General features: G+C 71.8%; 12 protein-coding genes and 1 pseudogene. 7 read left to right on the top strand and 6 right to left on the bottom strand.

Annotation, left to right across the window (positions count from 1 at the left end; translation table 11 throughout):
* Window positions 1-40 precede the first annotated feature (40 nt).
* Window positions 41-454: a roadblock/LC7 domain-containing protein gene (locus EAO76_RS02750; protein WP_148832942.1), complete on the bottom strand. Its 414-nt coding sequence runs from the start codon at window positions 452-454 to the stop codon at window positions 41-43.
* A 397-nt stretch (window positions 455-851) separates the two neighbouring features.
* On the opposite strand from EAO76_RS02750, the gene EAO76_RS02745 reads away from it, so the two are divergent.
* Entirely contained in the window at window positions 852-1,220 is a 369-nt protein-coding gene (locus tag EAO76_RS02745; RefSeq protein WP_148832940.1) for a metalloregulator ArsR/SmtB family transcription factor, read from the top strand.
* Between the two features lie 109 nt (window positions 1,221-1,329).
* On the opposite strand, the gene EAO76_RS02740 is transcribed toward EAO76_RS02745, so the two are convergent.
* Window positions 1,330-2,751, bottom strand: coding sequence for an LCP family protein (locus EAO76_RS02740; RefSeq protein ID WP_148832939.1), 1,422 nt, complete (start codon window positions 2,749-2,751; stop codon window positions 1,330-1,332).
* Window positions 2,752-3,006: 255 nt separating this feature from the next.
* Between EAO76_RS02740 and tatA the strand changes: the two genes are divergently transcribed.
* The 3 genes from tatA to EAO76_RS02725 all read left to right on the top strand — a co-directional run bounded on the left by tatA (window position 3,007) and on the right by EAO76_RS02725 (window position 4,710).
* Window positions 3,007-3,207, top strand: a complete 201-nt coding sequence (gene tatA, locus EAO76_RS02735; protein WP_148832937.1) for a Sec-independent protein translocase subunit TatA — start codon at window positions 3,007-3,009, stop codon at window positions 3,205-3,207.
* Between the two features lie 156 nt (window positions 3,208-3,363).
* Window positions 3,364-3,939: a TerD family protein gene (locus EAO76_RS02730; RefSeq protein WP_148832935.1), complete on the top strand. Its 576-nt coding sequence runs from the start codon at window positions 3,364-3,366 to the stop codon at window positions 3,937-3,939.
* Between the two features lie 171 nt (window positions 3,940-4,110).
* Window positions 4,111-4,710 (top strand): class I SAM-dependent methyltransferase, encoded by a 600-nt coding sequence (locus EAO76_RS02725; protein WP_148832933.1) that lies wholly within the window; start codon window positions 4,111-4,113, stop codon window positions 4,708-4,710.
* Window positions 4,711-4,738: 28 nt separating this feature from the next.
* On the opposite strand, the gene EAO76_RS02720 is transcribed toward EAO76_RS02725, so the two are convergent.
* A complete protein-coding gene (locus EAO76_RS02720) occupies window positions 4,739-5,641 on the bottom strand; it encodes an oxygenase MpaB family protein (RefSeq protein ID WP_148832931.1) in 903 nt (300 codons plus the stop codon).
* 222 nt (window positions 5,642-5,863) lie between these two features.
* On the opposite strand from EAO76_RS02720, the gene EAO76_RS02715 reads away from it, so the two are divergent.
* Window positions 5,864-6,832: a hypothetical protein gene (locus EAO76_RS02715; protein ID WP_148832929.1), complete on the top strand. Its 969-nt coding sequence runs from the start codon at window positions 5,864-5,866 to the stop codon at window positions 6,830-6,832.
* Window positions 6,833-6,917: 85 nt separating this feature from the next.
* Here the strand turns inward: EAO76_RS02715 and EAO76_RS02710 are convergent.
* The 3 genes and pseudogenes from EAO76_RS02710 to EAO76_RS02700 all read right to left on the bottom strand — a co-directional run.
* Window positions 6,918-7,449, bottom strand: a pseudogene (locus EAO76_RS02710) (MOSC domain-containing protein); the annotation flags it as partial.
* Between the two features lie 28 nt (window positions 7,450-7,477).
* The gene (locus EAO76_RS02705; RefSeq protein WP_148832927.1) at window positions 7,478-7,660 is read right to left on the bottom strand and encodes a hypothetical protein; all 183 of its coding nucleotides are present in this window, start codon (window positions 7,658-7,660) and stop codon (window positions 7,478-7,480) included.
* A gap of 104 nt (window positions 7,661-7,764) precedes the next feature.
* A complete protein-coding gene (locus tag EAO76_RS02700; protein ID WP_148832925.1) occupies window positions 7,765-8,844 on the bottom strand; it encodes an acyl-CoA desaturase in 1,080 nt (359 codons plus the stop codon).
* Window positions 8,845-9,158: 314 nt separating this feature from the next.
* Here EAO76_RS02700 and EAO76_RS02695 point away from each other — a divergent pair, with 314 nt between their 5' ends.
* Both EAO76_RS02695 and EAO76_RS02690 read left to right on the top strand, forming a co-directional pair.
* A complete protein-coding gene (locus EAO76_RS02695; RefSeq protein WP_148832923.1) occupies window positions 9,159-12,041 on the top strand; it encodes a DEAD/DEAH box helicase in 2,883 nt (960 codons plus the stop codon).
* The gene (locus EAO76_RS02690) at window positions 12,038-13,375 is read left to right on the top strand and encodes an SWF or SNF family helicase (protein ID WP_148832921.1); all 1,338 of its coding nucleotides are present in this window, start codon (window positions 12,038-12,040) and stop codon (window positions 13,373-13,375) included. The genes EAO76_RS02695 and EAO76_RS02690 overlap by 4 nt, the downstream gene beginning before the upstream one ends.
* The last annotated feature ends 45 nt before the right edge of the window (window positions 13,376-13,420 follow it).

Here is a 13,420-nt window from a genome sequence, read left to right as displayed (position 1 = left end):
GGAACCACCCGCCCAGCCTGTGGATAACCTCGCGGCCGGGTCAGTTCTCGTTGTCCTCCTCGCTCCCGGTCTGCCTCGCGGCAACACCGAGATGCTCCCCGACCCTGTTCACCAGCAGTGTCATCTCGTACGCGACCTGGCCGACGTCGACCTCCGCCTCGCTCAGCACGCACAGGCAGCTGCCGTCCCCGGCCGCCGTCACGAACAGCATCGCCTCGTCGAACTCGACCATCGTCTGCCGGGGCTTCCCGGCCCGGAAATGGCGCCCCGATCCGCGGGCGAGGCTCTGGAGCCCCGACGCGACCGCGGCAAGGTGTTCCGCGTCCTCGCGCGCCAGGTCCGTGCTCGCGCCCGTCACCAGTCCGTCGTTCGACAGCACCAGTGCATGCCGTATGTACTCGACCCGGCTCGTGAGGTCGTCAAGGAGCCAGTCGAGTCCCCTGTCAAGCGCCATTTCCCCGCTCCTCCCCGCTCATGCGTTCCCCGTGCCCCGTGCGCGTAAGCCTTGCGCACCGGTCACTCGGGGGCAAGCACTCCTTCGCCATGTGGCTGGGTCCGGGCCCTCTTGGGGGAGTTCGTCCCACAGAGACCGGAAGCGGTTCCGCCCAGATGTACCGAAGGGATGGAACAGGGGGTTGAATCGTACGGCGAAGCACTCGAAACCCCTGGTCGCAGCGATCACGGCCGTTTGGCCGACTCGTCCGTGCGGTCGGCCGGATCCCTCCCTGCGGCAAGGAGTTCCTCCGTTCACGGTGGCCGGATCTCGTCGACAGCGCTCAGCAGATGCCCGGCGCCTACACTGAAACCCTTCGGGCGCGAGGAATCGGCCACGCGGACAGGGAGAGTCAAGAGTGTCCACAGCTGCCGACGGCGGTTTCGAGGATCCGCCCGCCGAGGTACTGGCGGAGGCAGCGGCGGCCTTCGGCCTGCTGGCGACGCCCGCGCGGCTGCACATCGTGTGGGCCCTGTCCCAGGGCGAGAGCGATGTGACGGGCCTCGCCGACCGGGTGGGCGGCACGCTCCCCTCGGTGAGTCAGCATCTGACGAAACTGAAACTGGCGGGCCTGGTCCGCTCACGGCGCGAGGGCCGCCGCCAGGTATACCTGGTCGACGATCCCGATGTGGTGACCGTCGTCCGACTGATGGTGGGCCAGCTCACCGAACGCGCCGGTCTCATGTCGGCGCGGTCCGTGCGCCTGCGCGAACCGGGCACCCGATAACGGCATCGGCCGGGACGCGGCACGCCCGTCGTCGCACCCCGCCCCAACCCCCGCCGCCGCTTCTCCCTCATCCGCCACCCGGCGCCGCGCTCCCGCACCCGGTGGCAGGTCAGCCGTACGAGAGGTTCGCGCACGGGTCGTCGTCGGCCGACCGCGCCTCGTCGGCGACAGCGGACGGAACACCGGAAGATGCCGGTTCCTCCGGTGCGGCCGAGGGGTTGGCCGCGTAGGAACTGCCGAGGATCACCTGAATCCCGGGGACGTCGGAGGCCGTCGCCCTGGCTCCGGCGAAGAGTCGCGCCGTGGTCTCCGCCTCGTCCCGCAGTCCCGGTCCGTACTCGACGACGGTCGTGGCATGGTCCTGCCTGCTCGCCGTGGCCGTGGTGGTGACGGTGAAGTCCCGGGAGCGCAGGAGTTCGGCGGCGCGGGCCGCCAGTCCGGTGACCGTGGTGCCGTTGTAGACGGCGACGTCGATGCCCTTGCCGGAAACCGGGGCCTCGGGTGCGGTCGGCCCCTTGTCCTTCTTTTCGTCCTTGCCCGATCCCTTGCCGCTGGCGTCCTTGCCGTCGACCGTCCGGTCGGCCTTCAGCGCGGCCCACAGCGCGTCGGCGTCCGGTTCGACGATCGCGACGCGCGCACCCTCGTAGCGCCAGGGAACCGTGACGAACTTGGTGTTGTGCAGGTCGACGTTCTTCATCGACATGGCGAATGCCAGGAGCCGGTCGGCCGAACCGAGCCCGGGGTCGACGGTCATCGCGTCGGTCGCCGACTTGGCCAGGGGCAGCAGGGTCGTGGGGTTCAGCCCCTGGGACTTGATCTTCTTGACGAGGGAGGCGACGAACGCCTGTTGGCGCTTGATACGCCCTATGTCCGAGCCGTCGCCGATGCCGTGCCGGAGCCGGACGTAGTCGAGCGCCCGCTGCCCGGAGACGGACTGCGGCCCCTTCGTGAAGATCAGGTCGCCCCGGGTGGGCCGCTTCGGGCTCAGGTCGCGCTGGTAGATGTCCTTGGGCAGGCAGACCGGCACTCCGCCGACGGCGGAGGTCAGCGCGGAGAATCCCGCGAAGTCGATGACCACTGTGTGGTCGACGCGCAGGCCGCTGAGCTGCTCGACCGTGTTCTGCGTGCAGGCGGGGTTCCCCTCGGGCGTCTCCCCCACCGAGAACGCCCCGTTGAACATCACGTCGTGCTGCGGCGCCGTCCATTCGCCGCCCGGCTTCTTGCAGGCCGGGATGTCCACGAGGGCGTCACGCGGGATGGACACGGCGACCGCGTGCTCGCGGTCGCCGTACACATGGAGCAGGAAGGCGGTGTCCGAGCGCCCCACCGTCCCCGTGCCACCGCCCAGTTTGACGTTGTCGCCCGAACGTGAGTCCGATCCGATGACCAGGACGTTCTGCCCGTTCGACGAGTCGGGCGGCCGGTTGTCGGAAATCCCGTCCGCGCTGAAGGTGGCGATGCTGCCGCCGAGCTTGAGGTAGCCCCACCCGACACCGGCGACGAGCAGCACGAGGAACGACAGCCCGAACATGGCCGTCCGCCGCAGGCGGCTGCCCCTTCCCCTGCGCGTCCCCGCTGTGCGACTTCCCGTCATCGGCCACCCCATCCGTCCGGCTTCCACGGGGTAGGACGTGCTCCGTCACCCCATGGTTGTACAGTTGCGCAATGTAGCAAGCATTGATGTCCGGACGGATCCTCGAATCCGTCCGCAGTCACCCTGAAGCACTGTCCGCGGACGACGGGCGGAAACGCCGGCCGAAACACCGAAAGGAAGGGCGACACGCACATGTTGCGCAATGGCCTCGAACCCTGGCACCTGTTGATCGTGGCGATTGTGATGATCGCGCTGTTCGGCTCGAAGAAGCTGCCGGATGCGGCCCGGGCCCTGGGCAAATCCATGCGGATCCTGAAGAGTGAGGCGAAGGCCATGAAGGAGACCGATGCGCAGGAGCCCCGTACCGACTCACGTGTCCAGGGCGCCGGTTGACCAACGTACGTCACCTCGCCCCGCCGTTCACTTCAGGGCTTGCGCAATTGTGGGAACCATGGTCGTCGCGCCGTCGTTCCTTCCGGTGACGGCCGAAGGAAGCGCTGTTCACCACATCACCGAATCGCTGGACCAATTGATCGTTGGAGGATGTTCATGGGTGTGACCCTGGCCAAGGGCGGCAACGTCTCCTTGTCGAAGGAGGCACCCGGCCTGACCGCAGTGACGGTCGGCCTGGGCTGGGACGTGCGGACGACGACGGGGGCCGACCACGACCTGGACGCGAGCGCGCTGCTGTGCTCGAGCACGGGCAAGGTCCTCTCCGACCTGCACTTCGTCTTCTACAACAACCTCACCAGCCCGGACGGTTCGGTCCAGCACACCGGTGACAACCTGACCGGTGAGGGCGAGGGCGACGACGAGTCCATCAATGTGGAGCTGTCGACGGTCCCGGCGGACGTGGCCAAGATCGTCTTCCCGGTCTCGATCCACGACGCGCAGAGCCGTGGACAGAGCTTCGGCCAGGTCCGCAACGCGTTCATCCGTGTGGTGAACCGGGCGAACGGCATCGAGCTGGCCCGTTACGACCTCAGCGAGGACGCCTCGACCGAGACCGCCATGGTCTTCGGCGAGCTGTACCGGCACGGTGCGGAGTGGAAGTTCCGGGCGGTCGGTCAGGGGTACGCCTCGGGCCTGGCCGGTATCGCGTCCGACTACGGCGTCAACGTCTGATCCGGAGGCAACGCGGCCGACGGACACGGGCCCTCCCACCCGGTACCGGGAAGCCGGGAGGGCCGGTCCGCCGTCATCGGCCGCGCGGTGCGACTCGGTACGACCTCGCGCAGGAACAGCCGGGCACGGTCCGGTACGGGCGCGGTCCGGCGACTGCGCGATCATGTCCTCATGGCCGACGACCACACTCATGTCCAGGAATTCTTCACGGCCCGCGCGATGGACTGGGATGCCCGGTTCGCCGATGACGGCCCCGCCTTCGACGAGGCCGTCCGTTCCCTGGGGCTGAGGCCCGGGGACGCCGTGCTCGACGCCGGGTGCGGTACGGGGCGGGCCCTTCCCGCCCTCCGTGCGGCCGTCGGGCCCCATGGCACGGTCGTGGGCGTGGATCTGACGGCGGCCATGCTGGGGGCGGCGGTACGGGCGGGCCGCGACCGGGAGGGGGCGCTGGTCCTCGCCGATGTGGCCCGCCCGCCCTTCGGATCGCAGGTGTTCGACGCGGTGCTCGCGGCCGGACTGGTCTCCCACCTCTCGCACCCCGGCCCGGACCTGGCGGAGCTGGCGCGGGTGGTACGGCCCGGCGGGCGGCTGGCGCTCTTCCACCCCGTCGGCCGGGCCGCCCTCGCGGCCCGGCACGGTCGCCGGCTCACGGACGGCGACCTGCGCGCGGAGCACAATCTCCGTCCGTTGCTGGCACGTTCGGGCTGGCGGCTCGACGTCTACGCCGACGAGGACGAACGCTTTCTCGCCCTGGCCGTGCGGCTGCCATGACCGGCGCGCCGGTCCCGTCCCGCCGTACTCACTCCGCCGGGGCTGCGGGACGCCGGTCGTGCGGCACCGGACAACCGCCGACTCCCGGGCGCGGGAACGTACCGAGTGCGGAGAGCTCGTAGCCGTTCGGGTATCCCTTGATCTCCGGGTTCTGCCGGGCGTAGTGCGGTGCGGTGCGCGGCGGCAGGAGGCGCATCGCCCGGGCCCGCAGGCGCAGGGCGCCGTGGACGAGGCCACGGGTCGCGGGCCCCGGACGCTCGTACCGGAACGCCCTCAGCAGCGAATCGTCCAGGAGCGCCAGGGCTGCCTTCCGCGCTGCGGGGGCGAAGGGGCGGGGATACCAGGAGGCCATCAGGTCGAGCGTGGCGTCGGAAACCCGGCGCCCTCCCTCGTCCCAGCCGAAGTGCTCGGCCTCGTAGGTGTCGAGGGTGTCCTCGAAGTCCTGGTACGACTGCGGCAGGTCCTTGATGCCCATGTGGGCACCCAAAGTCCGGTAGTAGGCGGCGCACGCCCGCAGTTCGTGATCGGACAGCCGGCGCCAGCCGTAGTCGTCGATCCACCGCTTCGGGGTGACGACGAAGGTGCACAGGACGTACCGCATGTCGTCGTTGCCGATGTCGTAGCTGCGGTGCATCTGGTTGATCCGGCGCAGGGCCGTGCGTCCCGGGTCGCTGTCGAAGCCGTGCTCCATGACGGCGTCGAGGAGCAGCGCGGTGTCGTCGTAACGCTTCTGCGTGCGGTCCGTCATCTCGGCGGTCTGCGCGAGGAGCCGGCCGATGCCCGGCACGGCGTACGTGCGGTACAGGGCGAGTTCGAGAGCACGGGCGATGTCCCAGGGGAACTCGTACGTCGCCATGATCCGGTAGATCCGGAGGAAGTCCTTTTCCGGATCGAGGCGCTGGATCTCCTTCAGCCGGTCGTACCGCTTCACTGCGCTGCCCCCTCGCCTCGGTCCGAAGGCCCAACTTATCGCTGACGGGGGGCGCCACGAATACGTTCCGGCCAGTCATGTGCACTCACGGTTCCACCGGGGGCGGTCCGTTCCGCAGGAGCCTCTTCGCGGCCCGCTTCTCCTTTGTCAGGGCCTCGACGAGTGGGTTACCGACTGGTTAGGGTGCGCCGACGGGCAGGGATGACGGACGAGGAGGGTGCCGTGGCCGGGACGAACGACACAGTCGCCGATGACGACGCGCTGTATGTGCTGACCGCGGCGCTGCTGACACCGGCGCAGTTCCCGAGCCTCCTCGGCGACGACTACCCGGCCGCGTGTGCCGCGTTCGCCCTCGAACCGTACGCCGAGGGCTACGGGCTCGTCCTCGGGCAGGACGGCGGTGGTGCGCGGTGGACCGTGGTCGTCGAGGACGTGTCCCTGGTCGCCGTCGCCATCGCGGCCTGGGACTGCGGCATGGAGTACGACCTCTCCCCCGACGATCGTTCGGTGGTCTGCGCGCTGCCCGGCTGGCCCCTTCCGGTGGCGGTTTCGGCCCCGGGCGTGGCGGCTCCGCACGATCCGTTGCCCGATCCGGAGGCCGAGGGCACCGATCCCACGCCGTTGGCTCCGCCCGACACGGATTCGTGGGGGCCCGCCCAGCGGCGCATGGGGGCGGACGAGATAGCGCACCAGTGGGCCGCCTGGCGCGAGCAGCTCGACGGCGATCCGGTCTTCGGCGCCCCGGCCGGGGCGGAAGCAGGTTCCGTTTCCCGGTCCGGCACCGGTGCCGAAGCCGGTTCCGATGCCAGGGCTGTCGCGGAGGCCGGATCCGAGCCCCGGGCCGATGCCGGGTCCGGCGCCGGTACGGACGTCCGGGCCGGCGCCACCGCCGAGGAACCGGCCGGTGAACCCCCCTCGGGGGCTCACCCCGGCGTGCGGCGGGCGCTCGCGGAGGCCCGTGGCTACCTCGACACCCCGCCGCCGCCCGGCCGCGTCCGGTCCTCCTTCGCCCCGGGCGAGGCCCGGATGCTGCGCGCCGACGGCCTCGGCTGGTCCCTGGTCGCCCGGACCGACGACATCGCGTTCATCCTGCTGGACGAGGAGCCGGGCGAGGTCCTGCCGGTCGGACGCGGCACGGAACTGCCCGGCCTGCTGAAGGCCCTAGACGCGCTCGCGGTGCGTCCGGCCTGAGCAGGGGTGCGGGCGTCCGAACGGAGGGCCGGGGCGCGGGGCCGGGGACGAGGGGCGTCCCGGCCGGTCGCGCCCTTCGCCCCTGCACGCGCTCCAGCGCCCGGTGCGGGCCTGCGGGCAGTTCGACCTCGATCGGGTCGCCCGGCCGGATCACCCCGCCTGCCGTGACGACGCCCATGATCCCCGCCTTGCGGACGATCCGGCCGATTCGTCGCGGCCCACGACGTGCTTGAGGAGCCCGTCACGGAAGTGGCCGATCTGCAGGCAGGGATTGCGCAGTCCGGTGACCTCGACGACCGCCTCGTCACCGAGGCGCAGCAGGGTCCCGACGGGGAGGGCGAGAAGGTCGATCCCCCTGGTGGTGACGTTCTCCCCGAGGTCGCCCGGGGAGACGTCGAATCCGGCTTCCCCCAATGCGCCGAACAGCCCCTCGTGGATGAGGTGGACCTGGCGCAGATTCGGCCGGGTGGGGTCCTGCGCGGCCCGGGAGCGGTGCTTGACCGTGACCCCCGCGTGCACGTCTCCCTCCACCCCGAGTCCGGCGAGGAGCCTGACGCTCTCCCGGTTCGGTTCGGTTCGGTGAACGAGTACGTCTCGTTCCTGCTCACCGTCGTCACTGTCCCGCTCAACGCGGGCCCCTTCGCGTCAGCGCCCTATTTCCTTGCGGGTGATCCTGCGGAGCCTGCGTCGCTGGGAGGGGTCCAGGAGCAGGTACGCGACGGCCGGAACGCCGATCAGGACCAGCAACGACAACCAGAAACCGATGAACGGCATCAGGATCACCGCCACGACGACTCCCCCGATGGCGATCTTCGCACTGTTCGACATCGTCCACGCCTCCTTCGCGGCCCGGGGCCGCTCCTGCTGTGAGAACGCCTCCGCACGCCGATCGGTTCCGGCCCGTCGGAGGCGTTCCTTTCCGGACCGGGGTCTCACCGCAGGGGTTCGCCGACCTCGTGCATGTGGCGCAGGGCCTGCCGGTAGGACTCGACCAGTCCGGTCTCCGTGTACGGCATGCCGAGCGCCTCGCAGTGGGCGCGCACCATGGGCTGCGCCAGGCGCAGGTGCGGGCGGGGCATGCTCGGGAAGAGGTGGTGTTCGATCTGGTAGTTGAGCCCGCCGAGGAACCAGTCGGTGAGGAGGCCGCCGCGTACGTTGCGCGAGGTGAGGACCTGGCGCCGGAGGTGGCCCCAGCGTTCGCCGTCGGGGTCGGGCATCTCCATGCCCTTGTGGTTCGGTGCGAAGGCCATGCCCAGGTGGAGTCCGAACAGCGCGTGGTGCACGAGTGCGAAGACGACGGCCTTCCCCGGGGACAACACGGTGAGCAGCAGCGTCGCGTAGAGGCCGAGGTGGGCGACCAGGAGCAGCGCGGAGAGCGCGCGTTCCCGGGCGGGCTGCCGGCGCAGGTACTGGAAGCCGGAGATCTTCAGCGCGATGCCTTCGAGGAGCAGCATCGGAAAGAAGAGGCGGGCCTGGTTTCGGGTGAGCCAGCGGGCGAAGCCCTCGCGCCGGGCCGCCTGTTCCTGGGTCCAGACCAGGGCACCGACGCCGACGTCCGGGTCCTTGTCGATGTGGTTGGGGTTGGCGTGGTGGCGTACGTGCTTGTCGTTCCACCACGCCTCGTTCATGCCGAGCAGCAGGTTGGCGTGGAAGAGGCCGATGGCCCGCCCCGCCCTGCGGGAGCCGGTTATCTGGGCGTGCCCGGCGTCATGTCCGACGAACGCGACGCGCGACCAGAAGAGCGCCAGTGGCAGTGCGAGCGGCAGGGTCCACCAGGTGTCGCCGAGAAGGAGCATTCCGGTGATGACGGCGCCCAGGGCGATCAGATCGGTGGCGATGCGCACCGCGTACCACCCGGTGCGCCGTTCCATGAGCCCTTGCCCCTTCACCGCCCGCAGCAGGGGCGCGAAGTCGCTTCCCTGGGCCGCAGCGGCCCCGTCGCCGTCGGCGTCCGCGGTGCTTCCTCTGCTGTCACGGGTGCCTTCCGCGACGGCGGCTACGGCCTGGGACATGAGGTCTCCGGTCTCTGAAAAGCTGGGCTGACCTGTAGAAACGTAGGCCCGTAGCGGTGCGGCGACCATGGCGCCAGCACCCGGACCGTCCGGGGACAACCCCCGGCGCCACAGGGGGGCCTGCCCCACCTCCGAAAGGTGGTTGCGCCCCTGGACGGTGTGCGCCCGGACGGCCGGGCCTCGTGGGAGGGAGCGGCCGGACATCTCGGGAGTGATACGGATCACGGTGATTCGTCGCGCGTTGGTGGACGTCGATGAAGTACCCTCGGCGACTCGACTGCCCACTAGTCAAATTTGAGGAACTCGGCGTCACTGTGCACAGACTTCCTGCGGCAACACTTTCCGAGATCTCCGTTCTCTCCTCCTGCTCCGTGGTCTTCCTGCCCGGCGATCCCGCCCGTGCCGGCCGTCTCGCCTTCTGGCATCCGGACGGCAGCGCTCCGCCGGACGCCCCCGGTTCCGTGGAGGAACTGGACGTCGTCGGTGCCGACGCCCGGGTGCACTCCGTATCCGCGCGCATGGTCCCGGTCCACGACGCGCTGCCCGTGCTGACGCGGGCGCGGGTCGCGGCGCACGCCTCCGACGCGGCGGCGTTCTGGGGAGCGGCGGCGCTCCTCGCTCTCCACATCGCGGCCCGGGGGCTGCTGCTGCCGGGGCTCAGCGCCACGGAACACGACGCCTGGCGGGTCGGGCCGCTGACCGCCGACGACCAGTCACGGATCCGCACCCTCGCGGCCTCGATGCCTCCCACGGCCCACGCGGTACCGCTCGACGGGGACACCGGGCCCGTTCTCCTGCCCGAACCCGAGGTGCTGCTGCGGGCGTTCCTCGACGCCGTGGCGGACGGTCTGCCGCGCTCCCCAGCTGCGGTGTTCGCGGGCGGTGGCCCGGCGTTCACCGCCGACGAGCCGCAGCGCCTCCCCGACCGGCGTGCCTGGGTCACCGATGTCGCGGCCGGGCACGACGCGGGCGTCCGGCTGTCGCTCCGGGTCGAGGTGTCCGGGCTGACGGCGCCCGACGAGGACGACGACAGGTCCGCCGGGCCCGTGTTCCGGGCCGTCCTGCAGGTCCACAGCGTCAGCGACCCGGCTCTGGTCGCCGATGCCGCCGAGGTCTGGTCGGGCGGCGCGGGCGCTGCGGCACTCGGCCCGCGGGCCCGGATGGACACCCTGCTGGCGCTGCGCCGGGCCGCCCGCGCCTGGCCTCCGCTGTCCCCGCTGCTGTCCGCCGCCGTGCCCGATTCCGTCGAACCCGCGGACGACGAACTCGCCGACCTCCTCGGCCCCGCCGGGCAGGCGCTCGCGGCGACCGGGGTCCAGGTGCACTGGCCCAGGGAGCTGGCCCGCAAGCTCACCGCACGCGCGGTGATCGGCCCGGTCGACGACGAGGAGCGCACGGGGTTCGCGCCCACCGGTTCCGACGCGCCGTCGCTCATGTCGGCCGACGCGCTGCTGGCGTTCGACTGGTGGTTCGCCCTGGGCGACCAGAAACTCAGCCGGGCCGAACTGGACCGCCTGGCCGAGGCCAACAGGCCGGTGGTGCGGCTACGGGACCAGTGGGTGCTGATCGACCCCGAGGAGGCGCGGCGCGCCCGCGAGACCCAGGACCGCAAGATCGCCCCGATCGACGCGCTCGGGGCCGTGCTGACCGGTTCCACCGAGGTCGACGGCCGCCGGGTGGAGGTCCGGGCCACCGGCTGGCTGGAGCGGCTGCGCCGGCTGGTCGCCGACCCGGAGGCGGCCGGGGAACAGGACGGGGTGCGGCCGGTCGGCCAGCCCGCCGCGCTCGCCGCGACGTTGCGCGACTACCAGCTGCGCGGGCTGAACTGGCTGCACACCATGACCTCGCTCGGGCTGGGCGGATGCCTCGCCGACGACATGGGGCTCGGCAAGACCATCACGCTGATCTCCCTGCACCTGCACCGCCAGGGAATCGAGGAGGCCGCGGGACCGACCCTGGTGGTCTGCCCGACGTCCCTCATGGGGAACTGGCAGCGGGAGATCGAGAAGTTCGCGCCGGGCACACCGGTACGGCGCTTCCACGGCGGGGCGCGCACCCTCGCCGACCTGGAGGGCGACGGGTTCGTCCTCACCACGTACGGCACGATGCGGCTCGACGCGGCACGGCTCGCGGAGGTCCGGTGGGGCATGGTGGTCGCCGACGAGGCGCAGCACGTGAAGAACCCGTACTCGGCGACCGCCAAGCAGTTGCGGACGATCGGCGCACGGGCCCGGGTGGCGCTCACCGGCACCCCGGTGGAGAACAACCTCTCCGAGCTGTGGGCGATCCTCGACTGGACGACGCCCGGTCTGCTGGGACGGCTCGGGACCTTTCGCACCCGCTACGCGCGCACCGCGGAGGGCGGTGACCCCGCGGCCGCGGAACGGCTCGCCGCGCTGGTGCGGCCGTTCCTGCTGCGGCGGCGCAAGTCCGATCCGGGAATCGCTCCGGAGCTGCCGCCGAAGACCGAGACGGACCGCACGGTGTCGCTGACGGCGGAACAGACGGGGCTGTACGAAGCGGTCGTGCGCGAGACGCTGGAGGCGATCTCCGGTGCCGACGGTTTCGCCCGGCGCGGTCTCGTCGTCAAGCTGCTGACGGCCCTGAAGCAGATCTGCAACCACCCGGCGCAGTACCTGAAGGAGGAGGAGCCCCGGATCACGGACCGCTCGGGAAAGGTGGAGCTGCTCGACGAGTTGCTCGACACGATCCTGGCGGAGGGGGCGAGCGTGCTGGTGTTCACCCAGTACGTGCAGATGGCCCGGCTGCTCGAACGGCATCTGGCCGGGCGCGGGGTGCGTACGCAGTTCCTGCACGGCGGCACCCCGGTCGCGGAGCGCGAGGCGATGGTGAACCGTTTCCAGGCGGGCGAGGCCCCGGTCTTCCTGCTGTCGCTGAAGGCGGCCGGAACCGGCCTCAACCTCACCCGGGCGGGCCATGTCGTGCACTTCGACCGCTGGTGGAACCCGGCGGTCGAGGCGCAGGCCACCGACCGTGCGTACCGGATCGGCCAGACCCAGCCGGTGCAGGTGCACCGGCTGATCGCCGAGGGCACGATCGAGGACCGGATCGCCGGCATGCTGGCCCGCAAACAAGGGCTGGCGGACGCGGTGCTCGGCTCCGGCGAGGCCGCGCTGACCGAACTGACCGATGCTGAACTGGCCGATCTGGTGGAGCTGCGAGGGGGCGCGCGATGAGCGACGGTTACGACGAGGACCGGTACGACGACGGCGCGTACGGGGACGAGGGCGGTGCGCCGGGGCAGGAACGCACCTTCGCCGCGCTGCCGCCCGCGCACGGCCGGGGCTTCGCCGGTTCCTGGTGGGGCCAGGCGTGGCTGAAGGCGCTGGAGGACACCGCGCTCGACAACCAACACCTCAAGAAGGGCCGCCGGTTCGCCCGCGAGGGCCGGGTGGGCGCGGTCACCGTGCGGCCCGGCCGGATCACCGCGGTGGTCCGGGACGGGGACTCGTCCACGTACCGCAGCGACGTGCTGCTCCAGGAGCTCGACGAGGCGGACTGGGAACGGTTCCTGACGATGGCCGTCGAACGGTCCGGGCACATCGCGGCGCTCCTGGACCGGGAGATGCCGCCGCACCTGGTGGAGGACGCGGCGGCGGCCGGGGTCGAGCTGCTGCCGGGGATCGGCGACCTTGATCCGGAGTGCACGTGCGAGGCGTGGGACCACTGCCCGCACACCGCGGCCCTGTGTTACCAGGTGGCGCGGCTGCTGGACCAGGACCCGTTCGTGCTGCTGCTCATGCGGGGGCGCGGTGAGCGGCGGATCCTGGACGAGCTCCAGATCCGCATCGCGGCCCGCGCCGAGGGGCACGGGGAGCCCGCTCCGGACGCGGCCGACGGGGATGGTGTCCGGGGTGTGCGGGCGGACGAGGCGTTCGCGGCGCGGGACATCCTGCCCCCGTTGCCCGCTCCCCCGCCGCTGCCCGCGGAGCCCGGCGCCGCGCCGTCGCTGGACACGGAGACCGAGCCGCGTCCCGGTATCGACCCGGCGGCCCTGGAGGTGCTGGCGACGGACGGCGCGGCGCGCGCCCACCGGATGCTGGCCGAAGCGCTCCGCGCCGGGCACGGGGAACAGCCGCCGACCACCGCGCTGACGCCGGAGCAGGACGCCGTGCGGCTGGCCGCGGAGGCCCGGCCGGAGCCCCGGATCATGGCGCGGCTGGCCGCCGGATCGGGGCGGCGGAGGACCGAACTCGACGCGGCGGTGCGTGCCTGGCAGCACGGCGGGGCCGCCGCGCTCGCCGTGCTCGACGAGGAGTGGACCCCGGATCCGGAGTCCCTGGCGCGGGCGCGGGCGCGGCTCGCCGGAGCCTGGGAGGAGGGCGAGCGGCCCCGGCTGCGGTCGTCTGGCAACCGCTGGACCGCGGTGGACGAGGGAGTGCAGCTCCGGTACGGGACGGACGGGCGCTGGTGGCCGTACCGCAAGGAGGGCGGGCGCTGGATGCCGGCGGGTCCGGCGGACGACGACCCGGCGGCCGCGCTCGGCGGCTCGGCCGCCCCGGAGGGCTGACCTGCCCGTTCGTCCGGCCGGTTCGGCGCCCGGCGGCGGGCGGGG

Origin of the sequence: Streptomyces sp. sk2.1, from assembly GCF_008120935.1 — a bacterium.
GTDB lineage: Bacteria > Actinomycetota > Actinomycetes > Streptomycetales > Streptomycetaceae > Streptomyces.
This window is presented reverse-complemented; position numbering and strand designations above follow the sequence as displayed.